The organism is Bradyrhizobium sp. F1.4.3, assembly GCF_040548375.1.
Classification (GTDB): Bacteria; Pseudomonadota; Alphaproteobacteria; order Rhizobiales; family Xanthobacteraceae; genus Bradyrhizobium.
Genome location: NZ_JBEPRN010000003.1, coordinates 74414 through 96052, shown reverse-complemented (window position 1 = coordinate 96052; position 21639 = coordinate 74414). Strand labels below are relative to the sequence as shown.

At 64.7% G+C, this 21639-nt stretch carries 20 protein-coding genes; 12 read left to right on the top strand and 8 right to left on the bottom strand.

The window, feature by feature from the left end; all coding sequences use genetic code 11:
* The first annotated feature begins 172 nt into the window (after nucleotides 1-172).
* From pcaF to ABIB73_RS12460, 4 genes are all read left to right on the top strand, one after another.
* Complete coding sequence (gene pcaF / locus ABIB73_RS12475) at nucleotides 173-1381, top strand: 3-oxoadipyl-CoA thiolase (protein ID WP_354224442.1); 1209 nt, start codon at nucleotides 173-175, stop codon at nucleotides 1379-1381.
* Nucleotides 1382-1527: 146 nt separating this feature from the next.
* Complete coding sequence (gene pcaH / locus ABIB73_RS12470; protein ID WP_354224440.1) at nucleotides 1528-2229, top strand: protocatechuate 3,4-dioxygenase subunit beta; 702 nt, start codon at nucleotides 1528-1530, stop codon at nucleotides 2227-2229.
* Between the two features lies 1 nt (nucleotide 2230).
* Nucleotides 2231-2833: a protocatechuate 3,4-dioxygenase subunit alpha gene (pcaG, locus tag ABIB73_RS12465; protein ID WP_354224438.1), complete on the top strand. Its 603-nt coding sequence runs from the start codon at nucleotides 2231-2233 to the stop codon at nucleotides 2831-2833.
* A gap of 259 nt (nucleotides 2834-3092) precedes the next feature.
* A complete protein-coding gene (locus ABIB73_RS12460) occupies nucleotides 3093-4157 on the top strand; it encodes a phosphotransferase (protein WP_354224436.1) in 1065 nt (354 codons plus the stop codon).
* A gap of 135 nt (nucleotides 4158-4292) precedes the next feature.
* Here the strand turns inward: ABIB73_RS12460 and ABIB73_RS12455 are convergent, their stop codons facing one another.
* From ABIB73_RS12455 to ABIB73_RS12445, 3 genes are read right to left on the bottom strand one after another with little or no spacing between them, the layout of a single operon-like run.
* Entirely contained in the window at nucleotides 4293-5849 is a 1557-nt protein-coding gene (locus ABIB73_RS12455; RefSeq protein WP_354224434.1) for an MDR family MFS transporter, read from the bottom strand.
* A gap of 16 nt (nucleotides 5850-5865) precedes the next feature.
* On the bottom strand, nucleotides 5866-7029 hold the full coding sequence (locus tag ABIB73_RS12450; protein ID WP_354224432.1) for an HlyD family secretion protein: 1164 nt from the start codon (nucleotides 7027-7029) through the stop codon (nucleotides 5866-5868).
* Nucleotides 7022-7504, bottom strand: coding sequence for a MarR family winged helix-turn-helix transcriptional regulator (locus tag ABIB73_RS12445; RefSeq protein ID WP_354224430.1), 483 nt, complete (start codon nucleotides 7502-7504; stop codon nucleotides 7022-7024). The genes ABIB73_RS12450 and ABIB73_RS12445 overlap by 8 nt, the downstream gene beginning before the upstream one ends.
* 155 nt (nucleotides 7505-7659) lie before the next feature.
* On the opposite strand from ABIB73_RS12445, the gene ABIB73_RS12440 reads away from it, so the two are divergent.
* The 6 genes from ABIB73_RS12440 to ABIB73_RS12415 all read left to right on the top strand — a co-directional run bounded on the left by ABIB73_RS12440 (nucleotide 7660) and on the right by ABIB73_RS12415 (nucleotide 13926).
* Entirely contained in the window at nucleotides 7660-8154 is a 495-nt protein-coding gene (locus tag ABIB73_RS12440; protein WP_354224428.1) for a Fur family transcriptional regulator, read from the top strand.
* Nucleotides 8155-8189: 35 nt separating this feature from the next.
* The gene (locus tag ABIB73_RS12435) at nucleotides 8190-9143 is read left to right on the top strand and encodes a DMT family transporter (RefSeq protein WP_354224426.1); all 954 of its coding nucleotides are present in this window, start codon (nucleotides 8190-8192) and stop codon (nucleotides 9141-9143) included.
* A 12-nt stretch (nucleotides 9144-9155) separates the two neighbouring features.
* A complete protein-coding gene (ispG, locus tag ABIB73_RS12430; protein WP_354224424.1) occupies nucleotides 9156-10433 on the top strand; it encodes a flavodoxin-dependent (E)-4-hydroxy-3-methylbut-2-enyl-diphosphate synthase in 1278 nt (425 codons plus the stop codon).
* 240 nt (nucleotides 10434-10673) lie between these two features.
* Nucleotides 10674-11570, top strand: coding sequence for a TauD/TfdA dioxygenase family protein (locus ABIB73_RS12425; RefSeq protein ID WP_354224422.1), 897 nt, complete (start codon nucleotides 10674-10676; stop codon nucleotides 11568-11570).
* Between the two features lie 202 nt (nucleotides 11571-11772).
* Nucleotides 11773-13110 (top strand): Rieske 2Fe-2S domain-containing protein, encoded by a 1338-nt coding sequence (locus ABIB73_RS12420; RefSeq protein ID WP_354224420.1) that lies wholly within the window; start codon nucleotides 11773-11775, stop codon nucleotides 13108-13110.
* Nucleotides 13111-13113: 3 nt separating this feature from the next.
* Nucleotides 13114-13926, top strand: coding sequence for an N-acetylmuramoyl-L-alanine amidase (locus ABIB73_RS12415; RefSeq protein WP_354224418.1), 813 nt, complete (start codon nucleotides 13114-13116; stop codon nucleotides 13924-13926).
* Between the two features lie 210 nt (nucleotides 13927-14136).
* Here the strand turns inward: ABIB73_RS12415 and ABIB73_RS12410 are convergent, their stop codons facing one another.
* The 3 genes from ABIB73_RS12410 to ABIB73_RS12400 form a co-directional block, all read right to left on the bottom strand.
* On the bottom strand, nucleotides 14137-15747 hold the full coding sequence (locus ABIB73_RS12410) for a Na+/H+ antiporter (RefSeq protein ID WP_354224416.1): 1611 nt from the start codon (nucleotides 15745-15747) through the stop codon (nucleotides 14137-14139).
* A gap of 45 nt (nucleotides 15748-15792) precedes the next feature.
* A complete protein-coding gene (gene bla / locus ABIB73_RS12405; RefSeq protein ID WP_354224414.1) occupies nucleotides 15793-16650 on the bottom strand; it encodes a class A beta-lactamase in 858 nt (285 codons plus the stop codon).
* Between the two features lie 206 nt (nucleotides 16651-16856).
* On the bottom strand, nucleotides 16857-17231 hold the full coding sequence (locus ABIB73_RS12400; RefSeq protein ID WP_354224412.1) for a nuclear transport factor 2 family protein: 375 nt from the start codon (nucleotides 17229-17231) through the stop codon (nucleotides 16857-16859).
* Between the two features lie 94 nt (nucleotides 17232-17325).
* Between ABIB73_RS12400 and ABIB73_RS12395 the strand changes: the two genes are divergently transcribed.
* Both ABIB73_RS12395 and ABIB73_RS12390 read left to right on the top strand, forming a co-directional pair.
* Complete coding sequence (locus tag ABIB73_RS12395; RefSeq protein ID WP_354224410.1) at nucleotides 17326-17754, top strand: GFA family protein; 429 nt, start codon at nucleotides 17326-17328, stop codon at nucleotides 17752-17754.
* 177 nt (nucleotides 17755-17931) lie between these two features.
* Nucleotides 17932-19764, top strand: coding sequence for a caspase family protein (locus ABIB73_RS12390; RefSeq protein ID WP_354224408.1), 1833 nt, complete (start codon nucleotides 17932-17934; stop codon nucleotides 19762-19764).
* 159 nt (nucleotides 19765-19923) lie between these two features.
* Here the strand turns inward: ABIB73_RS12390 and ABIB73_RS12385 are convergent, their stop codons facing one another.
* Together ABIB73_RS12385 and ABIB73_RS12380 are read right to left on the bottom strand one after the other, a co-directional pair.
* The gene (locus ABIB73_RS12385) at nucleotides 19924-20610 is read right to left on the bottom strand and encodes a DUF1345 domain-containing protein (RefSeq protein WP_354224406.1); all 687 of its coding nucleotides are present in this window, start codon (nucleotides 20608-20610) and stop codon (nucleotides 19924-19926) included.
* An 8-nt stretch (nucleotides 20611-20618) separates the two neighbouring features.
* Nucleotides 20619-21542 carry a polyprenyl synthetase family protein gene (locus tag ABIB73_RS12380; RefSeq protein ID WP_354224404.1) on the bottom strand — a complete coding sequence of 308 codons (924 nt, stop codon included), beginning with the start codon at nucleotides 21540-21542 and terminating at the stop codon, nucleotides 20619-20621.
* Between the last annotated feature and the right edge of the window lie 97 nt (nucleotides 21543-21639).

Below are 21639 nucleotides of genomic sequence, written 5' to 3'. Positions count from 1 at the left end.
TGGCCGGAGAGCGGAGGTTTTCCACGTTGTCCGCACCGCGGCATGCGTTGACGGCCTGCACGCCCCTCGGAACACGCGCGAAACCGTCAATTGACCTGCCGCGGGCGCCCTCCTAAAACTCCGCCGACATTGAAGAATTTTGGCCGGACCGCGGCATTCAGGGAGAACAGTGATGCGTGACGTCTTTATCTGCGATGCCGTGCGGACCCCGATCGGCCGTTTTGGCGGCTCGCTCGCAAAAGTGCGTGCCGACGATCTGGCCGCAGCTCCCATCAAGGCGCTGATGGCAAAGCACCCCAATCTCGATTGGTCGCAGGTCGATGAGGTCTTCTTCGGCTGCGCCAACCAGGCCGGCGAGGACAACCGCAACGTCGCGCGCATGGCGCTGCTGCTGGCAGGCTTGCCGGATTCGGTTCCCGGCCAGACCCTGAACCGGCTCTGCGCTTCCGGCCTCGACGCGGTCGGCGCCGCCGGCCGCGCCATTCGCGCCGGCGAGATCGAGCTCGCCATTGCCGGCGGCGTCGAATCCATGACCCGCGCGCCGTTCGTGATGGGCAAGGCGCAGGAGGCCTTCTCGCGCTCCGCCGAGATTTTCGACACCACCATCGGCTGGCGCTTCATCAATCCGCTGCTGAAGGCGCAGTATGGCGTCGATGCCATGCCGGAGACCGGCGAGAACGTCGCCGAGGAATTCCAGGTCTCGCGCGCCGACCAGGACGCTTTCGCCATCCGCTCGCAGCAGCGCGCGGGTGCTGCGATCGCGGCCGGCTATTTCGCCGAAGAAATCACGCCGATCACCATTCCGGGCGGAAAGGCCGGTCCGATCACCGTTGACAAGGACGAGCATCCGCGTCCCGAGACCACGCTCGAAGCCCTCGCAAAACTGAAGCCGATCGTGCGTAATCCCGGCACGGTGACCGCCGGCAACGCCTCCGGCGTCAATGACGGCGCCGCCGCGATGATCCTCGCATCCGAAGCTGCCGTGAAGAAGCATGGCCTGACGCCCCGCGCCCGCATCCTTGGCCTCGCCTCGGCCGGCGTGCCGCCGCGCATCATGGGCATTGGACCTGTGCCCGCGACCCGCAAGCTGATGGCGCGGCTCGGCAAGAAAATCAGCGATTTCGACCTGATCGAGCTCAACGAGGCCTTCGCTTCGCAGGGCATTGCCTGCATGCGCCAGCTCGGCGTTGCCGACGATGCCGATTTCGTCAATCCGCATGGCGGCGCCATTGCGCTCGGCCATCCCCTCGGCATGAGCGGCGCCCGCCTCGCCCTCACAGCCGTGCACGGCATGGAGAAGCGCGGCGGCAAGCTCGCGCTCGCCACCATGTGCGTCGGCGTCGGCCAGGGTGTCGCGGTTGCGATCGAGAAGCTGAACTGACGGTGCCTCCTCTCCCTCTCCCCGCTCTTGCGGGGAGAGGTAAAGAAAGGAGGCCTCAAACCCGCTTCCCTAGATTAGTTATATTCTATAATGATCGGCGGAAGCGTTGACCGGCTGGACCGAAATGGCCGGGGAGGAGTTCGCCAATGACATTCATCTATCCCGTCGACAGCAACAAGGCGCATCCGTTGCCGTTGTCGCCCGAATACAAGAGCTCGATCAAGCGTGCGCCGAACAAGCCCTTGATCCCGATGCGCCACACGCTGTCGGAGCTGACCGGCCCGGTCTACGGCCACGAGACCGTGCGCGACGGCGACAGCGACCTCACCACCCAGCACAAAGGCGAGCCGCTCGGCGAGCGCATCATCGTCCACGGCCATGTCCGCGACGAGGACGGCCGTGGCGTGCCGAACTCGCTGGTCGAGATCTGGCAGGCCAATGCCTGCGGCCGTTACGTCCATGTCCGCGACCAGCATCCGGCGCCGCTCGATCCGAATTTTACCGGCGCGGGCCGCACCGTGAGCGATACCTCCGGCTACTATCGCTTCGTCACGATCAAGCCGGGCGCTTATCCCTGGGGCAATCACCACAACGCCTGGCGGCCGGCGCATATCCATCTCTCGGTGTTCGGCCATTCCTTCGTCACACGTCTGGTGACGCAGATGTATTTCCCGGGCGATCCGTTGTTCCCGTTCGATCCGATCTTCAACTCGGTGCCGGACGAGAAGGCGCGGATGCGGATGGTCTCGTCGTTCGATCTCGAGAACACCAAGCCGGAATGGGCGCTGTGCTACCGCTTTGACATCGTGCTGCGCGGCAAGAACGCCACCCCCATGGAGACCAAGTAACGTGCAGGACAACGTGAAGGACAACGGGATCACACCATCGCAGACCGTCGGTCCGTTCTTCAAATACGGCCTGACGCCGAACGGCGAGTACGCCTGGAATGATGCGTTCACCAATTCGACACTGACGCCCGACGTCTCCGGCGATCGCGTCCGCATCGAGGGCCGTGTGTTCGACGGTGACGGCGTCGCCGTGCCTGATGTCATGCTCGAGATATGGCAGGCGGACGCGCAGGGCCGTTTCGCCGATCCGCAGGACAAGCGCGCGCTGCCAAACGCCAGCTTCCGCGGCTTCGCGCGCTGCGGCACTGACAAGGACGGCCATTATTCCTTCGACACGATCAAGCCGGGCGCGGTGCCCGATCCCGACGGCAAGCCGCAGGCGCCACATATTGTGCTGGCGGTATTCGGCCGCGGCATGTTGCGGCACCTCTACACCCGCATCTATTTCAGCGACGAAGCCGGCAACGCCGCCGATCCCGTGCTGGCACTGGTGCCGGCCGACCGCCGCTCCACGCTGATCGCTGTGCGCGAGGCCGGCAAGGCGGTCTACCGCCTCGACCTGCGCTTGCAGGGCGGCGAGGAGACGGTGTTCTTCGACGTGTGAGCTCACGATCGCGCGCCCGTCTGTGGCGCGCGATCGTGGCTCAACACACTCGATGTCGTCCCGGCGAAGGCCGGGACCCATAACCACAGGGAGTCGTTTAGCGCGAGACTCGTGGTTACGAGTCTTCGTCAAACTCCTCCCTGTGGTTATGGGTCCCGGATCGGCGCTCCGCTTCGCGCGCTTGTCCGGGACGAGATTGAAGATGTGGCGCTTGCTTGTGTGATCGTGCAGAATGCACGCGGCAATCGGGGCGCGCTGCATGACACCTCCACAACTGCCGGCGGTCACTGAGCCCGCAAATCTCACGGCTGCGTTGCGCAAGGCTGGCGTGCTGGACCGCGGCGCGGTCCGTGAAGTGAAGGTGTTGCATGAGCGTGACACCATCCTGTCGCACATCACCCGGCTCGGGCTGCGCTATGTCGGGGAGTCCGCCGGCGCGCCGCAATCTCTGATCCTCAAGACGCCGCATGCGGCTTTCGCCAAACCGCTGGCGAACGCCGGCCGCCACGAGGTGGCCTACTACACCCAGCTCGCACCCAAAATGCCGGCGCAGCTGGTGCCGCGCTGCTTCGACGGGAATTTCGACGAGGAGAGCCTCGCCTGGCATCTCCTGCTCGAGGACCTTACCGACAGCCATGAGATCGCGACCGCCTGGCCGCTACCGCCGTCGCGCGATCAGGCGATGGCGATGGTCACCGCGCTCGCGCGCCTGCATGCGGCCTGGTGGGATCATGCGAGCCTTGGTGAAGCCGTTGGCACCTGGGCGAGCACTCAGGACAGCGCGACACACATGGAGACCTTCGCCGGCCATTACGACCGCTTCGCCGATCTGCTCGGCGACCGCCTCAGCGAAGAGCGCCGCACCCTCTATCGTCGCTTGATCGATCAGTCGGACCGGCTGTCCCAGCGCTATCATTCGCGGCGTCACGTCAGCATCACCCATGGCGACGCCCATATCTGGAATTTCCTGCTGCCGCGTGCGGGCGTCACGGATACCGTGCGCATCTTCGATTTCGACCTGTGGAGTATCAACGTGCCGACCGGCGACCTCGCCTACATGATGGCGATGCAATGGTATCCGGAGCGCCGGCAGGCGCTCGAGCGAGCGATGCTCAACCGCTACCATGAGACGCTGATCGCGCAGGGCGTCAGCGGCTACACGCGCGGTGCGCTCGACCAGGACTATCGCTGGTCGGTACTCTGGCACATCACCAAGCCGGTCTGGCAATGGAGCATCAACATCCCGCCGGTGATCTGGTGGAATAATCTGGAGCGCGTGATGCTCGCGGTCGAGGACCTCGGCTGCGAGGAGTTTTTGGGGTGATTGTGTCCCGGGCGCGGTGCAGCGCGTAGCGATGCGCCGCAGAACCGGGACCCATCGTCCCGCGGGGTGGGCCCCGGCTCTGCAGCGCACCGCTGAACCAGCGCTGCGCTGCGTCCGGGGCACGAGACCGATTACTCACTCCATCACCGCATGTTCCGGCCCCGTCGTCTGCTTGCGCAGCATGGCCTTGGTCGAGCCGATCATTAGCGCCAGCGGGATGGTGCAGAGAATGAAGAACATCACCAGCTGATAGTCGCGCGCGAAGGCGATGATCTGTGCCTGGAGGCCAACGATCCTGTCGGCCATGGCGCGGCCGGCGTCGGTCGAGAGGTTGATCATGCCGCTCACGTCCGGCATCTGGAGTGCGTGGTTGAACGGGTTGATGTGCTCGGACAGGATCGCGTAGGTCTTGCGCGTGCCCTGGGTCAGTTGGGCGATGACAATGGAGATGCCGACCGAGCTCGCGACGTTGCGGAAGAGCGTCAGCATCGAGGTGCCATCGGTGCGCAGATGGTTCGGCAGCGTCAGGAACGCGACCGTCGAAAGCGGAACGAAGACGAGGCCGAAGCCAAAGCCCTGGATCACGCTGACGACCACGATTTCCGGCACCTGGGTCTGGTCTGTCCAGCCGGTCATCTGGAACAGCGATGCCGCCGTTAGCGTCAGGCCGGAGATGATCAGTGTGCGCGCCTCGATGAAGCGCATGATGCGGCCGACCATCATCATCGCGAAGAAGGTGCCGAAGCCGCGACTGGCGAGCAGTCCGCCGGCGGTCATGATGGGATAGCCGATGACGTTTTGCAGGTAAGGCGACGCCAGCGCCATGGTCGAATACAGCACGAGCCCCATCACCGTCATGAAGATGATGCCGGTGAGGAAGTTGCGGTCTTTGAACAGCGCGAACTGGATGAACGGCCGCGAGGTCGTGAAGGAGTGCGCGAAGAAATAGTAAAAGGCGACGGCGGAGACGGCAAATTCAGTCAGGATCTCGGCGGATTCGAACCAGTCGAGCTGTTCGCCGCGGTCGAGCGCGAGCTGGAGCGCGCCGATCCCGATCGCCAGCGCCGCGAAGCCGAACCAGTCGAACTTGAGGCTGGTATCCTGCTTGGTCTCGTCCATGAAGATGCTCAGCCCAAGCACGGTGATCGCGCCGAACGGCAGATTGACGAAAAACACCCAATGCCAGGAATAGGTCTCGGTCAGCCAGGCACCGAGCGAGGGACCCATGATCGGGCCCATCATCACGCCCATGCCCCAGATCGACATCGCCTTGGCACGTTCCTGGAGCGTGTAATAGTCGAGCATGACCGACTGCGACAGCGGCACCAGCGCTGCGCCGAACACGCCTTGCAGCAGGCGGAACAGCACCATCTGGTTGATGTCCTGCGCGAGACCGCACAGCACGGAGGCGAAGGTGAAGCCGGCGGCGCAGATGATGAAGATGCGCTTGCGGCCGAAACGGTTGGAGATCCAGCCCACCGGCGCCGTCATGATCGCGGCGGCGACGATGTAGGAGGTCAGCACCCAGTTGATCTGGTCCTGCGAGGCCGACAGCGTGCCCTGCATATAGGGCAGGGCGACGTTGGCGATCGTGGTATCCAGCGCCTGCATGATGGTCGCGGTCATGGCGCAGATCGTCACCATGTTCCGGCGCAGGCCGGGGACCATCAGGCTGGCATTGGGGCCGGACATCGGATCAGTCCTTGTCTCAATCTTTGTCTTGGTTCGCCGTCGCCGACAATCCGAACAGGCCGGCGAGCGAGCGCTGGTGGCCGGTGTCGATGGTGGCATAGACGCTCATGCCGGCCTTCAGCCTCTTCACGTATTTGTCGGTCTCGTCGAAATAGATCCGGATCGGCACGCGCTGCACCACCTTGACGAAGTTGCCGGTGGCGTTCTGCGGCGGCAGGATCGCGAATTGCGCGCCGGTGCCGGGCGAGAGCGAACCGATCTTGCCCTTAAAGAGGTGGTTCGGGAACGCGTCGACCTCGAGCGTGACCGGCTGGCCTTCGGTGACGTAGGTGAGGTCGCTCTCCTTCGGATTGGCGTCGACCCAGGGATGGGCGACGTCGATGATGGAGAACACCGGCGTGCCGGCGGCGACAAAGCGGCCGAGCTGGATCTGCTCGACCTGGGTCGCCACGCCACCCATCGGCGCGCGCAGCACAGTGTGGTCGAGATTGCGCTCGGCGTTGTCGAGCTTGGACTTGGCCTGCGCGTAGGGCGGGAATTTCTCCAGCGGCAGGTCGGTGTCGCCGAGCAGTTGCGTCTTGGCCGTCGAGATCTGCTGCTTGACGTATTGCGCGATCGAGCCTGACGTGACCAGCGCGTTCGACGCGTTGTCGAGGTCGAGCTGCGAACCATAGCTGTTCTTGACCAGCGCCTGCTTGCGCTCGACGTCGCGCTGCTTCAGGTCGACGCCCTGCTGCGCGAGATTGAGCATGTCGCCATAGATCTTGATGTTGGCGCGGAGATTGTCATAGGTCGACTGCGCCTGCATGACCTGCGCCTTGGCCTCGTCCACCGCGAGGCGGAACGGCACGGGATCGATCTCGAACAGCTCATCGCCCTGCTTGACGAACTGGCCCTCTTTCACGACGACTTTCTCGATCTTGCCGGAGATGTCGGGTGTCACCAGCACCTTCTGAGCGCCGACATAGGCGTCGTCGGTGCCGACATAGCGACCGCCGTTCAGATAAAATGTGAAGCCTGCGAGCGCGACGACGATCGGGAGCACGACCATGAGCAGGAAGCGGCGATAGCGCCGCAGGCCGGCCACCAATCGGCGGCGCGGGTCGGTGCCGGCCTTCTTGGTGGGCTTGCCGCTGTCGATCTTCTGCTCGGGCTGGAATTTGAGAACCTGATCAGCCATAGCGCTGCTCCTTACGCGCCTGCTCCGCTCCGCTTGTCTGGATCGCGTTACGCACGTTTTCTTTGATTGTTTCGAGTTGGGTGAGAAGACGGTGGGCGTCCGCCGGGCTGATGCCGTCGAGCGCATTGGCCGTGAGTTCCGATTTCAGGCCGCTCATTTTACCGAGCAGTGCACGGCCGGCCTTCCTGAGATAGAGGCGGTTGACGCGGCGGTCCGAGGCGTCGCTGCGGCGCTCGATCCAGTCATTGTCGCAGAGTTTGTCGATCAGGCGCGTCAGCGTGATCGGCTGCATCTCCAGCAGTTCGGCGAGTTCCGACTGCTTCATGCCCTCGCTGCGCTCGACCTTGGACAGCACCGCCCATTGCGCGCGGGTGATGCCGAAGCGCGATGCCTCCTTGTCGGCATAGACGCGCAGCAGGCGATAGAGCTCGCCGAGCGTGAACAGGAAGTTCTGGTCGACCGACCCGCGGGTCATAAGCTTTGTCTCCAATGAGCTTGAATATAATAAGCAAGCTTATGATTATTTCATGGCGGGATAACGCGTTGCTGTCCCGCAGCAAAAGCATGGCTGGCAGCCAGTTGCCGGTCGCGCTTTGGGTTCCCCGGCCGAAATGCTAGAAGGCGGGCCACATGACCCTCGCAAAGTCGGCATTTCCCGCGCCCGACCATGATCACGGCCGCTGCACCGCGGACGCGCTGTTGCATGCCGAGGCGGTTTGCGAGCAGCGCGCCCAGAAATTTACGCCGATTCGCCGCCAGGTGCTCCAGGCGCTGTTGTCGAGCCACCGCCCGCTCGGGGCCTATGAGGTGATCGACGAACTGGCCAAGTCGATGCCGCGGCCGGCGCCGATCACGGTCTATCGTGCTCTCGATTTTTTGATGACGAACGGCCTGGTGCACCGCATCGAGAGCCGCAACGCCTATCTCGCCTGCGCCGCCCATGACCATGACGCGACCTCCGCGGTGGCGTTCCTGATCTGTGAGCGCTGCGGCCTGGTCGGCGAGATTCCTTCAGGGTCCTTCGCGAAAGACCTCAACGCCGCCGCGCGCAGCTCCGGCTTTGCACCAAAACTGTCCGTGGTCGAGATCACGGGCATCTGCACCCATTGTCAGAAGATTTCTTAAATCAACAACGGCGTAAAGCCGGCGCTCAGGAAGAAATGTCCTCACCTCAAGTCGTACCGTCCGCCGGCCGCCCTCTCAGTGCCGGCGCCATCGCCCTGATGCTCATGCTGTGCCTGACCTGGGCCTTCAACCAGATCGCAGTGAAGCTGGTGCTGCCGGATATCCCGCCGATGCTTCAGGCGATGATCCGCTCCATGGCTGCGCTGCCGGTGCTGTTCATCATCGGTACTCTGCGCGGGGTCAAATTCTTCGAACGTGACGGCACCTGGAAGCCGGGCCTCATTGCAGGATTGATGTTCGGCATCGAATTCGTGCTGATCTTCCAGGGCCTGCGCCTCACCTCCGCGTCGCGCGCTGTGGTGTTTCTCTACACCGCGCCGTTTTTCGTCGCGCTCGGCTCCTACCAGGTGCTCGGCGAGCGGCTTGGCGGCACGCAATGGCTGGGGCTCGCGGTGAGCTTTGCCGGCGTCGCGCTCGCAATCGGCGTGCCGCAGGCCAATGTGGATTCGCACGTCCTGCTCGGGGACCTCATGATCGTCGCCGGCGCCTCGCTGTGGGCCGCGACCACGCTGGTCGCCAAGGGTACGCGGCTGCGCTTCGCTGCACCCGAAAAGGCGTTGGGCTATCAGGTCGCGACCTCGATCCCGATCCTGGGCATCGCTGCCTGGCTGTTCGGGGAGACCATCACCCACACACCGTCGCCGCTGTCGCTTGGCCTGATGGCCTTCCAGGCGATCTGGGTGGTTGGAACCACGTTCACGCTTTGGTTCGCACTGGTGAAGACCTATTCGGCCAGCAAATTGTCCGCTTTTACCTTCATCACCCCTTTGTTTGGCGTGGTGGGTAGCTATTTCATCATGCACGACAGCCTGAGCCTGGCTTTCGGGGCCGCCGCCCTCCTTGTAATTGCTGGGCTTTTTCTGGTTAACCGTCCCAGCCAAACGGCTGTGGCGCCGCGTGATGCATTGCTGAACGTCACCAAAACCTGATATTTGGACCTCATGAACAAGCTCGAAAACACCATCGATTCCGACGTCGCGGGCCCCGCGCCCCGGCATCAGACCACCCAGGTCAAGGTCGGCGACGTCGCCGTTGGTGGCGGTGCGCCGATCGTGGTGCAGTCGATGACCAACACCGACACCGCCGATATCGACGGCACCATCGCCCAGGTCGCAGCGCTCGCGCGCGCCGGCTCCGAAATGGTCCGCATCACCGTGGATCGCGAGGAAGCGGCCGCCGCCGTCCCGCATATCCGTGACGGCCTGCTCAAACGCGGCATCACCACGCCCTTGATCGGCGACTTCCACTATATCGGCCACAAGCTGCTCGCGGCCTATCCCGCCTGCGCCGAGGCGCTGGCCAAGTACCGCATCAATCCCGGCAATGTCGGTTTCAAGGACAAGCGCGACACCCAGTTCGCCGACATCATCGAGATCGCCAACAAGAACAACAAGCCGGTGCGCATCGGCGCCAATTGGGGCTCGCTCGACCAGGAGCTGCTGACCAAGCTGATGGACGAGAATGCCGCATCGGCTAATCCGCGCGACGTGCGCGCGGTGACGCGCGAGGCCATGGTGCAGTCGGCACTGCTCTCGGCCGCGCGCGCTGAAGAGCTCGGTATGCCGAAGGACCGCATCATCCTATCGGCCAAGGTCTCGGCCGTGCAGGATTTGATCGCGGTCTACCAGGATCTCGCGTCTCGCTCAGACTACGCCATCCATCTCGGCCTCACCGAAGCCGGCATGGGTACCAAGGGCATTGTCGCTTCCTCCGCCGCGCTCGGCATCCTGCTTCAGCAGGGCATCGGCGACACCATCCGCATCTCGCTGACGCCGGAGCCCGGCGGCGACCGCACCCGCGAGGTGCAGGTCGGCCAGGAACTCTTGCAGACCATGGGCTTCCGCACCTTCGTGCCGCTGGTCGCGGCGTGCCCCGGCTGCGGCCGCACCACCTCGACCACGTTCCAGGAGCTGGCCCGCTCGATCCAGGATTTCATCCGCGACGAGATGCCGGGCTGGAAGACGAGATATCCCGGCGTGGAAGAGCTCAACGTCGCGGTGATGGGCTGCATCGTCAACGGCCCCGGCGAATCCAAGCACGCCAATATCGGCATCTCGCTGCCGGGCACCGGCGAAGCCCCGGCCGCGCCGGTCTTTGTCGACGGCAAGAAGTTCCGCACCCTGCGTGGCCCGACCATCTCCGCCGACTTCAAGGCGCTGGTGATCGACTACATCGACCAGCGCTATGGCGCCAAGGTGCCGGTATCAGCGGCGGAGTGAGTTAGCTCCGCGCGCGCACCTGCTCCGCTGTCGTCCCGGCGAGGGCCGGGCCCATAGCCACGGGACTTTGTGGTTACAGTCGGCGGTCACTCCGAGTCTTCGCCAAACCCAACCCTGTGGTTATGGGTCCCGGATCTGCGCTTGCGCTCGTCCGGGACGACGAGTTGAGTTTGCGGCGCAGATTGCGCTTCTGCCGCCAAGAGCTACGATGTCTCCAATCAAACGATCGGGAGACACGCCATGAGCTCGCTCGCCGGCAAGCAGGGTCCGCGCTATCGCCACACGGCCGAGGACGGCGCACCGTACGAAACCATCGCCGTCGAAAAGCTCACGCCGATCATCGGCGCGGAAATATCCGGCGTCGACATCGGCAAGCTCGTGTCCGACGACGCCCGCTCCAACCGGCAGATGGACGAGGTCCATCGCGCGCTCGCCGAAAACCTCGTGATCTTCTTTCGCGACCAGCACATCACGCCAAAAGAGCATCTCGCCTTCGGCCGCAAGTTCGGCGAGCTGCATTTTCATCCCGCCGCGCCGCACGAGGACGAAGACCCGGCGCTGATGAAGATCTACGCCGATGCGAACTCGCCGCGTGCCAATGGCGAGGGCTGGCATTCCGACGTGTCCTGCGATCTCGAGCCGCCGATGGGTTCGATCCTCTACATCAAGCAGTGCCCGCCGCGCGGCGGCGACACGCTGTTTGCCAACATGTACGCCGCCTATGAGGCGTTGTCCGATCGCATGAAGGCCTATCTCGACGGACTGACCGCGTTGCATGACGGCGAGCCGATCTATCGCGGGCTCTATGCCAATTACGGCGTCGCCGACCGCCCGTCCTATCCCAACGCCGAGCATCCGGTGGTGCGCACGCATCCGGTCACCGGCAAGAAGGCGCTCTACGTCAACCGCGGCTTCACCCGCCACATCAACGGCGTCCCCCGCGACGAGAGCGATGCGATGCTGGCCTATCTCTATCAGCACGCCGAAAACCCGCTGTTCCAGTGCCGCTTCCGCTGGACCGAGAACGCCATCGCGTTCTGGGACAACCGCTGCACCCAGCACCGCGCGATGTGGGATTACTGGCCGCACACCCGCTCGGGCACGCGGGTGACGGTGAAGGGCGAGCGGCCGGTTTAGTTGCTCTCGTGCCCCGGACGCAGCGCAGCGCTTCTTCAGCGGTGCGCTGCTGAGCCGGGGCCTATTCTCGCGGCAAACTGGGTCCCGGCTCTGCGTCGCGTCATTTCATGCCGCGCCGCGTCCGGGACACGCGAGCTGTTCTTGCGTTGACGTCTTCGTGCTGCCGCGCCAATCTTCCCAAAACAAATCGGGAGGATCAGCCATGCTCCGCGCCGAGGACAACAAGTTCCTGACCGAATCGGGCCCGGGAACGGGAATGGGCGCGTTGTTGCGCCGCTTCTGGATCCCCGTCCTGCTTTCCGAAGAACTCCCCGAGCCCGACGGTGAGCCGAAGAAGATCACTGTCCTCGGCGAAGAGCTGCTCGCCTTCCGCGATTCCCGCGGCGTCGTCGGTGTCATCGACCAATACTGCCCGCATCGCGGCGCCAATCTCTGGCTTGGGCGCGTTGAGGAATGCGGCATCCGCTGCGTCTATCACGGCTGGAAGTTCGATACCGACGGTGCTTGCGTCGATATGCCGACCTCTTATCCCGATCTCAACGCCAAGGATCTCATCCGCATCAAGTCCTATCCGGCGCGCGAATGGGGCGAGATGATCTGGGCCTATATGGGCCCGGCTGACGCGATGCCCGGACTGCCCGACCTCGAAATGGCGCTGCTGCCGGCCTCGCACCGCTACGTCAGCAAGAAATGGCAGGACTGCAACTGGGTGCAGGCGCTGGAGGGCTCGATCGACACCGCGCATTTCACCTTCGCTCATCTGTCCTTCGACAAGGAAGAGAACGAGATTTTGGACATCAAGAAGCATTTCGTGAATCCGATCGCGCGGATGTCGAGCGACCACATGCGCTGGATCGCCGAGGACCCGCGCCCGGTGATCAAGATCGCCGCGCACGAGGCGGGACTGACGATTGCCGGCGGACGGCTCTCTGGCAGCGACAACATCTACTGGCGCATCGCGCAGTTCCTGATGCCGTTCCACGCCTACGCGCCGAGCGCGATGCCGGGCGAGAACATCTTTGGCCAGACCTTCGTGCCGGTGACCGACACCAATTGCTGGATCTACACCTATGCCTGGAATCCGGAGCGGCCGCTGACGCAAGGAGAGCGCGACGCCTACGACCGCGGCAACGGCGTGATCGCGGCGGTCGACGACCATTACGTGCCGCTGCGCCACAAGGGCAACGACTACCTGATCGACCGCAAGCTCCAGAAGACCAGCAGCTACACCGGCATCAAGGGCGTCTCCGAGCAGGATGCCGCCGTGCAGGACAGCCAGGGTCCGATCGCCGACCGGACCCGCGAGCATCTTGGCCCGACCGATCTCGGCATCATGCATTTCCGGAAAGTTGTGATGGATCTGGCGCGCGCGCTTCAGCAGGGCGAGCCGCCGCCACAGGCCACGCATCAGGACCGCTACGCCGTGCGCTCCGGCGCCTGTGTCACAAGCAAGGCGAAGGACCTGCCCGCGGTGATGCTGGAACGTTTTGGCGACGTGTCGGGCTTTGTTGGCCGGCCGCGGATCGCGGCAGCGGAGTAGGGCTTGTCGCTGGCGCGGGGCATCGTCGTGAGCATTGTGGTGTCGCTCGTCGCATCATCGCTCGCGTCGGTCGGCTCGGGGCGCGCCGCACCGGTCCGCAAGGTCGCGAAAGTGCGGCCAAAGCCGCCCGCCCCGGAGAAGTGCGAGCCGCGCAAATTCCGGATCATCCTCGATGTCGGTCACACCTCCGAATCGCAGGGCGCGACGAGCGCGCGCAACGATCCGGAGTTTGGCTTCAACCTGCACCTGGCGCGGCTCATCGGAGAGAGATTGAAGTCGGCTGGTTTTCTAGCGACCCGTGTGCTCGTGACCGAGGGCAAGGCCAAAGCGAGCCTGCTAAAGCGCGTCGGCGCCGCCAATGCTGCCCATGCCGATTTTTTCCTCTCGATCCACCACGATTCCGTGCCGGACAAGATGCTCGAGGAATGGGAATTCGAGGGCGCCAGGAGCTACTTCAGCGACCGTTTTGGCGGCCATTCGCTGTTCGTGTCGGAGCGCAATCCGCGCTTCGGCGCAAGCCTCGCCTTCGCCCGGCTGCTGGGCAAGGAGCTGAAAGACCGCGGCCTGCAATACGCCACCCAGTACACCCTGCCGCTGATGGGCCGCTACCGGCACCAATTGCTCGACAAGGATGTCGGCGTCTACCGCTATGACGGACTCGTCGTGCTGTCGCGGGCCAACAGCGCTGCGGTCCTGCTCGAGGCGGGCTCCATCATCAACCGCGACGAGGAGATGGCGATGAACTCGCCGGAGCGGCAGGAGCTGATTGCAACGGCTGTTGCGATGGCGATGGGGGATTTTTGCGAGAGGCGGTAGATTGCTCCGGCGCTTCGAGGCACTGGTGTCGGCGACCCTCACCACCGTCGTCCCGGCGAAGGCCGGGACCCATAACCCCAGGGAGAGGTTGTGGTGCATAGCTTAAAACCACGAGACTTCGTCAAACTACGCCCTGGGGCTATGGGTCCCGGATCGGCGCTCCGCTTCGCTGCGCTTGTCCGGGATGACGGGGAGAGTTTGTGCGGGAAGTTACAACGGCACTCCCCGATACTCCCGGTTCGCCAAACTCGCCTCCTCCAGATCCAGATCGCGTTCGATCCGGCGCCGCGTCTCGTCGGTGATCTGGCCGTCGCGCAGCAGGTCGTGGATGAACTTGCGCTCGGCGACGATCAGCTCGCGGGTCAGGGCGGTACCGGCGGCGGAGACGTCGTGGTGAGTGGGATCGAGCGAATCCGGAAGCTGGTTGACGCGGATTTCATGGCGCGCGCGCAACAGATGCACCACCTCCTCGGATACTTCCTTCTCCTCGGTCAGCGTGTCGAGCGAACGCAGCGCGGCGTCGAGCGCCTGGCGCCGTGCGGCGATCTCGGCCTCGTGTTCGGCGATGTGTTCGTTGCGGCCTGCCTCCGCCACGCCAAGCCAGCGCACCACCGGCGGCAGCGTGAGGCCGATGCCGACCAGGGTGATGAAGATGACGCCGAAGGCGACGAACAGGATCAGGTCGCGAAACGGAAAGGCCTCGCCACTCGGCAGCGTGAACGGCAATGCCAGCGCTGCCGCAAGCGACACCGCGCCGCGTACGCCGGTGAAGGCGAGCGTGAACGCCCATTGCCAGGGAGGCGACGGATCGCGCCTACGCAGCGACTTGCTGAGGATTCGTGGCAGGTAGATCGCGGGATAGAGCCAAGCGAAGCGCGCGATGACGATGACCACCATCACGATGGCGGTCGCGATCATGATGTCGTCCAGCGGAAAGGCCTTCGACTTCTCGTAGAGCGCCCGCATCTGGAAGCCGGTGAGCAGGAACAGCAGGCCCTCGATCAGGTAGATCACGAGGTCCCAGAAGAAGATGCCTTGCAGCCGCGTCGACGAGGAGATCCACAGCGGGCCGTTCCAGCTCACATAGAGACCGCAGGCCACCGTCGCGATCACGCCGGAGCCGCCGACATGCTCGGGCAGCCAGTAGGAGACGTAAGGCGTGATCAGCGACAGCGTGAGCTCGACCTGCGGATCGTGAGCCCATTGGCGGGCGCGCAAGGAGAGCCAGCCGATGCCGATGCCGAAGGCGATTTCGCCGGCGACGATCAGGGAAAATTCGCCGGCCGCAATCGGCAGCGAAAAATGGCCGACCATGATCGCAGCGAGCGCGAAGCGGTAGAGGATCAGCGCAGTGGCGTCGTTGGCGAGCCCTTCGCCCTCGAGCACGACCAGGATCCGGCGCGGCAGGTTCAGCCGGCGCGCGATCGCGAGCGGCGCCACCACGTCGGGCGGCGCGACGATGGCCCCTAGCAGGAAGCCGATGGTCCAGGGCAGGCCGATCAGATAGTGCGTTGCGGCCGCGACCATCGCCGCGGTGAAGATCACCGCGCCGACCGCGAGCAGCACGATCGGGCGCAGATTGTTCCTGAACTCGCGCCAACTCATGGCGACGCTCGCCGAGTAGATCAGCGGCGGCAGCACCATCAGCAGCACCAGTTCTGGAGGCAATTCCACCGGCGGCATGCCCGGTACGAAGGCGAGGCCGACGCCGGCCAGCATCAGCAGGATCGCCGGGGCAACATTGAAGCGGCGTGCGGCAAGCGCCGTGCCCGCGAGCACCGCGAGCAGGATAAGAAAGGTCTGAAATTTCGCTTCGATCATGGCCTGTCTTCACCCGGAAGCAGCCACAACGTCAATGCGGCGGCCTCACACCAGCCGCTCGGTCACCATGCGTCCGATGCGCGCGAATACGGCCTCGATCTGCGCGGCGCTCGGCGTGCCGCCCTGGGTGTAGGCCGCGATCAGGATCGGCGTGTCGGGCTTCGGCCAGGCCACCGCGATATCGCCGGATGCATCCTTGCCGTTGTTGCCGGTCTTGTCGCCGATCTTCCAGCCTGTGGGCAGACCGCCACGCAGCCGGTTCGCGCCGGTCTTGCAGCTCACCATCCAGTCGATGAGCTGAGTGCGCGATGCCGGCGACAATGCCTCGCCCAGAACCAGGCGGCGTAGATTGTTCGCCATTGCCGCCGGTGTCGTGGTGTCATGGGGATCGCCGGGCGGGGAGCGGTTCAGCTCGGGCTCATTGTGATCGAGCCGCGAGGTGGTGTCTCCGATCGCACGCCAGAACGCGGTGAGCACGGCGGGCCCGCCGATCCGGGCCAGCAGCAAATTGGCGCAGGTGTTGTCGCTGAGCTCGACGATCGCCTTGCACATCTCAGTGACCGACATCGCGCCGGCCGCAAGATTCTGCTTCGCGGCCGGTGCATAGCTGAGCAGGTCGCCCTCGCCGTAAGGGATCATGGCCGCAAGCTGCTCCTCGCCGCGATCGACCCGCGCCAGCACGCAGGCTGCCAGCGAGGCCTTGAACGTCGAGCACATGACGAAGCGCTCGCCAGCGCGCCATCTGATCTTGGCGCCGGTAGCGAGATTCTCCGCGTAGACTCCGATCCGCCCGCCACTCTCGCGTTCGTAGGATTCGAGTTCCGGCGGCGCGTCCGCGGCGAGCGCGGGAGAAGCGGCCATCCAGCACAGCGAGGCGAGCAGGGAGCGACGGTCGAGCAACATGGGGAATTTCCTTTCTTCGCCTCTCCCCGCTTGCGGGGAGAGGCCGGAATGCGCGCGCAGCGCGGATTCCGGGTGAGGGGGACTCTCCGCGAGTCCGTCTCTTACCGTGATTGCGGAAGCAGCCCCTCACCCCAACTCTCTCAGCGCGAGCGTAGCTCGTCGCGACCCCGTAAGAACGGGGAGAGGGAGTTTAACAGTGAGCCCCCTCACTCCTTCAGATCGTACCGATACGATTTCGACACGATCTGCCAGCCGTCGGCCATCCTCATCGCCACCAGATAGTCGGTGAAATAGCGCGGGGGCAGTTGGCATTTGACCTTGATGAAGGCGGTCTTGTCATCGGAACGATCGATGGTGACGATGAAATCCTCGCGCGGCTTGCCTTCGGCCTTGGCCGAGGCGCGCTTGCGCACGCGGTCGAGCCAGTCGGGCACGGTCAGCACCTGCAATTCGCCCTTCTCGACCCAGCGCAGGTCTGCGGAGGGATGGAAGATGGCGCCGAGCTTTTCGGCGTCGCCCTCGTAAAGCCCGTCAAAATAGCATTGCACAACGGCTTCGACGCTCGAACGATTTTGGCTCATGGGTCGTCCTTTTGGATGATGGCGCGGGCGGAACTTAGTCGTAGACATCAAATTGCGCTATGGGTCTCTGCGCCATCGCGCGAGGGCTCCCGTCATGACCGGATCAGAAAACTCGAATGCTCACATCCTTGCCGGCGAATGCTACTGCCGCGCCGTCCGCTACGAGGTGGCGGACGCGTTTTCCTACGCGCTGAACTGCCACTGCTCGAACTGCCGCCGCACCACCGGCTCCGCCTTCAAGCCGTTCGCCGGGGTCGAGCACAGCAAGCTCCGGATCGTCAGGGGCGAGGACCAGCGGCTCATTTTTGGCGACGACACCACCCATGACGCGCACTGCGCCCGCTGCGGCTCGCTGCTCTATTCCCGGGTGCGCGAAGGGAAATGGGTCCATGTCGCCATGGGAACCCTGGTCGATGCCCCCTCCATCCGGCCGAGCGCCCATATTTTCGTGGGCTCCAAGGCGCCCTGGCACGAGATCACGGACAATCTGCCGCAGTATCGGGGGCACATTGGGGATGGCTAGGGGAACTCGGTTCGCGCTTTGCCAGCGAACCGCCAACGCTCTGGCGCGACTAACAAAAGGGTTCCTCGGCATATGGCCGGTGCTGTCTTCGTGACCTCCATCACAAGCTCGGGCGGCGGATCTTGCTAAGGCAATCCCAGAGGGTGTGAACTGCCCCGAACTCTTGGAAGTCGTGTCATGTGGAATTTGCTCAGACTTTGCCCGCTTCTCCTTGCCTTCGCGCTGCTGCTCGGTGCCGAGCCCGCGTTCGCCGGAAAGCGCGTGGCGCTGGTGCTCGCCAATTCCGCCTATCAGAACGCACCGCAGCTCACGAATCCCGTCAACGACGGCGCGGTGATGGCGAAGACGCTGACGGACGCGGGTTTCGACGTCGTCGATTCCCGCCGCGACCTGTCGGCGCTGGACACACGGCGGGTGCTGCGTGAATTCGCCGACGCGACGCGCGATGCGGATATCGCCGTCGTCTATTACGCCGGCCACGGCATCGAGGTCGAAGGCTCGAACTATCTGATCCCGGTCGACGCCAAGCTCGAGCGCGACACCGACGTTTATGACGAAGCGCTGTCGCTCGACCGCATCCTGGTTGCGGTCGAACCGGCAAAGCAGCTTCGGCTGGTGATCCTCGACGCCTGCCGCGACAATCCGTTCGGCAAGACCATGAAGCGCACGGTCGCCTCGCGCGGCATCGGCCGCGGACTTGCCCAGGTCGAGCCGACCAGCCCCAACACGCTGATCGCCTATTCGGCCAAAGCCGGCTTCACGGCGCAGGACGGCGACGGCGCCAACAGCCCGTTCACCGTCGCACTGTCGAAGCACCTGACTACGCCGGGCCTCGACGTCCGTCGCGCCTTCGGCTTCGTGCGCGACGACGTGCTCAAGTCGACCGGCAACAAGCAGGAGCCGTTCGTCTATGGCTCGCTCGGCGGCGAGGACGTGCCGCTGGTGCCGGTCAAGGCAACGCCCGCGACCGCAGCAGCACCGGCGCCGAATCCGCAGGCCGACATGCGCCGCGACTATGAGCTCGCGCTCCAGGTCGGCAACAAGCCGGCGTGGGAAGCCTTTCTGGCCCAGCATCCCGACGGCTTCTATGCGAGCCTTGCCAAGTTGCAGCTCGACAAGATCCAGGCCGAGCAGGTTCACGCGGCGGCGATCGAGAAGGCGAAGCAGGCCGAGGCTGAACGCGATCGTCTCGCCGCTGTCGGCGCGCAAAAGGATGCGCAGGCCAGGGCCGACGCCAATGCGAAAGCAGCCGAGCAGGCGCAGCTTGCCGCGCAGAAGGCCAAGGAGCAGGCGCAGCAGCAGGCCGCCGCCGCCGAGCAGCAGCGCGTCAACCTCGCCGCAGCGGCACCGAGCGCCGCACCGGCAACCACGGCGAGCCCTGCCGGCACCAATGTCGCCTCGCTGACGCCGGCAACCGCGCCGGCCGATCTCGGCCGGTCGGTGCAGACCGAGCTCGGCCGCGTCGGCTGCTTCTCCGGGCAGGCCGATGGCAACTGGAACACGTCCTCGCAGCGGTCGCTGTCGCAGTTCAACCGCTATGCCGGCACCAAGCTCGACGTGAAGGTGGCGAGCTCCGATGCGCTCGACGCCGTCAAGGCCAAGCCATCGCGCGTTTGCCCGCTGGTCTGCGAGCACGGTTTCAAGGCCGACGGCGACAAGTGCACCAAGATCGTCTGCGGCGACGGCTATGCGCTGAACGACGACAATGAATGCGAGAAGAAGCGTGCCGCAAAGCCTGCACCGTCGAAGCCCGCGACCTCGCGGCGCGACGACAGCGGCGACCGTCCGGCCCGGCAGCGTCCGCAGATGGGCGCGGCGGGCGGTTATGGTGCTGGCATGGGCGGAATCGGCGCTGCGGCTGGTGTCGCGGCCGGCGCCGGCCGTGCCGCGGGTGGTGGGCAGGTTTTCTGCAATGGCGGCGGCTGCCGTCCGGTCAACCGCGGCTGCCATCTCGAATATCGCGGCGGCGGCGGTCCCGGCAACGACGCAAACGCCGAGGTGTGTAACTGAGGCGAGTTAGTGCCACATGATCGTCCCGGCGAAGGCCGGACCCATCACCACAGGCAGCAATTTGGCGAAGACTAGCTGTCAAACGGTTTCGCCGGTACTCGCACCGCCGTCATGCGATAGATCACGCGGTATGGGTCCCGGCCTTCGCCGGGACGACTGCTACGTCGCAATCGCGCTCGCCGCGATGTTCACCGTCAGCGCCAGCAATGCCGTGTTGTAGATGAAGGACACGATGCCGTGCGCCGTCGCCGTGCGGCGGATGGTCTTGTCGGTGATGCCGACGTCGGAGACCTGCGCGGTCATGCCGATGACGAATGAGAAATAGACGAAGTCCCAATAGTCGGCGTGGTCTTCCTTGTCGCCGCTCGGGAATTGCAGGCCGCCCGGCGGGTGGCGGTAATAATCATGGGCGTAATGCAGCGCGAAGGTCGTGTGCACGGTGGCCCATGACAGCGCGATGGTGGCGATCGCGATTGTCAGCTCCGCGGCGCCACGATGAGCGCCGAGTTCGGAGACGATTGCCGCGATGCTCGCAAACGCGCCGATCGCCGTCACCAGCAGGATCACGAATCGGCCATCGTCCTGCATGGCCGCGGCGCGGCGGATGTGCTGGTGATCGTTGTTCAGCATCATGCCATAGACCAGCACGAGATAGACTGCGATCAGCGCGTCCCAGCCGAACAGCAGTCGCGTCACCAGCCGGTGTGAGCCCGGCACCAGCAGGCAGACCAGGATGCCGGCAGCGAGCGAGATGAACGTCCGCGGCCGCGCGTAGAGTACGCGCATCGGCCGCGACATCTTGCGGAAGCGGACGAGGACGGGATCGTCTTTGTCGATGCCCGTCATCGCAACCGTCAGTTCTTCCGTTCGGCGACGAAGCGCGCGGCGGCTTGCAGCACGGCAGCGCGCTCACCGAAGATCGACACCGCGCCATCGGCGCGCGCCAGCAGGTCGCGCACGCGCTGCTTGGCGCCTGCGATGCCGAGCTGGGTGACGAAGGTGGTCTTGCCGAGCGCAGCGTCCTGGCCCGACGGCTTGCCGAGCGCCGCAGCATCGCCCTCGACGTCGAGCAGATCGTCGGCGATCTGGAAGGCTTCGCCGAGTGCGCGACCGTAGTCGTCGAGCGCCTGATATTCCTTTTGCGTCGCCTGGCCCAGAATCGCGCCGGCGATGCAGCCATAGCGCAGAAGCGCGCCTGTCTTCATCTGCTGGAGACGCGCCACGTCCACCGGCTCGCGATCGCCAAAACGGCCTTCGCCGGCGAGATCGAGCATCTGGCCGCCGACCATGCCGCCGATGCCGGCGCAACGCGCCAGCGCGCGTGTCAGCAGCAGCCGCACATTAGCGTCGCGATGGACTTCGTCGCGGGTGATGATGTCGAAGGCGAGCGTCAGCAGGCCGTCGCCGGCGAGGATCGCGGTCGCATCATCGGTCTTCTTGTGCAGGGTGGGGCGACCGCGGCGCAGGTCCGAATTGTCCATCGCCGGCAGATCGTCATGGATCAGCGAGTAGCAGTGGATGCATTCGAGCGCCGCGCCCGCGAGCAGTGCCGCTTCGCGCGGGACGCCGAACACGGCCGCGCTCTCGACCACCAGGAACGGCCGCAAGCGCTTGCCGCCGTTCAGGCTCGAATAGCGCATTGCGTCCATCAGTCGCTTGGGGCGGGCGATTTCATCGGGCAGGATGTCGTCCGCCAGGAGGCGCCCGAGCAGGGCTTCGGTGTCATCAGCGGTCTTGTCCAGACGTTTGGCGAAATCGGACGGGGACGTGCCGGTCATCAAGAAGGGCTCCAGAACTAAAATTCGGCGGGACAATCCTTTATGAGCTCGCCCCAGTCAATCGTTTGGAAGGCCTAAAAAGTGCTGGAAAAGGCCC

Excerpts from the sequence above, each read along its gene's own strand:
- ABIB73_RS12440 (WP_354224428.1), top strand. The coding sequence starts at position 7,660 with ATGACCCTCGCAAAGTCGGCATTTCCCGCGCCCGACCATGATCACGGC.
- ABIB73_RS12425 (WP_354224422.1), top strand. The coding sequence starts at position 10,674 with ATGAGCTCGCTCGCCGGCAAGCAGGGTCCGCGCTATCGCCACACGGCC.
- ispG (WP_354224424.1), top strand. The coding sequence starts at position 9,156 with ATGAACAAGCTCGAAAACACCATCGATTCCGACGTCGCGGGCCCCGCG.
- pcaH (WP_354224440.1), top strand. The coding sequence starts at position 1,528 with ATGACATTCATCTATCCCGTCGACAGCAACAAGGCGCATCCGTTGCCG.
- ABIB73_RS12410 (WP_354224416.1), bottom strand. The coding sequence starts at position 15,747 with ATGATCGAAGCGAAATTTCAGACCTTTCTTATCCTGCTCGCGGTGCTC.
- bla (WP_354224414.1), bottom strand. The coding sequence starts at position 16,650 with ATGTTGCTCGACCGTCGCTCCCTGCTCGCCTCGCTGTGCTGGATGGCC.
- ABIB73_RS12455 (WP_354224434.1), bottom strand. The coding sequence starts at position 5,849 with ATGTCCGGCCCCAATGCCAGCCTGATGGTCCCCGGCCTGCGCCGGAAC.
- ABIB73_RS12450 (WP_354224432.1), bottom strand. The coding sequence starts at position 7,029 with ATGGCTGATCAGGTTCTCAAATTCCAGCCCGAGCAGAAGATCGACAGC.
- ABIB73_RS12445 (WP_354224430.1), bottom strand. The coding sequence starts at position 7,504 with ATGACCCGCGGGTCGGTCGACCAGAACTTCCTGTTCACGCTCGGCGAG.
- ABIB73_RS12435 (WP_354224426.1), top strand. The coding sequence starts at position 8,190 with ATGTCCTCACCTCAAGTCGTACCGTCCGCCGGCCGCCCTCTCAGTGCC.
- pcaF (WP_354224442.1), top strand. The coding sequence starts at position 173 with ATGCGTGACGTCTTTATCTGCGATGCCGTGCGGACCCCGATCGGCCGT.
- ABIB73_RS12400 (WP_354224412.1), bottom strand. The coding sequence starts at position 17,231 with ATGAGCCAAAATCGTTCGAGCGTCGAAGCCGTTGTGCAATGCTATTTT.
- ABIB73_RS12420 (WP_354224420.1), top strand. The coding sequence starts at position 11,773 with ATGCTCCGCGCCGAGGACAACAAGTTCCTGACCGAATCGGGCCCGGGA.
- ABIB73_RS12385 (WP_354224406.1), bottom strand. The coding sequence starts at position 20,610 with ATGACGGGCATCGACAAAGACGATCCCGTCCTCGTCCGCTTCCGCAAG.
- ABIB73_RS12390 (WP_354224408.1), top strand. The coding sequence starts at position 17,932 with ATGTGGAATTTGCTCAGACTTTGCCCGCTTCTCCTTGCCTTCGCGCTG.
- ABIB73_RS12460 (WP_354224436.1), top strand. The coding sequence starts at position 3,093 with ATGACACCTCCACAACTGCCGGCGGTCACTGAGCCCGCAAATCTCACG.
- ABIB73_RS12395 (WP_354224410.1), top strand. The coding sequence starts at position 17,326 with ATGACCGGATCAGAAAACTCGAATGCTCACATCCTTGCCGGCGAATGC.
- ABIB73_RS12380 (WP_354224404.1), bottom strand. The coding sequence starts at position 21,542 with ATGACCGGCACGTCCCCGTCCGATTTCGCCAAACGTCTGGACAAGACC.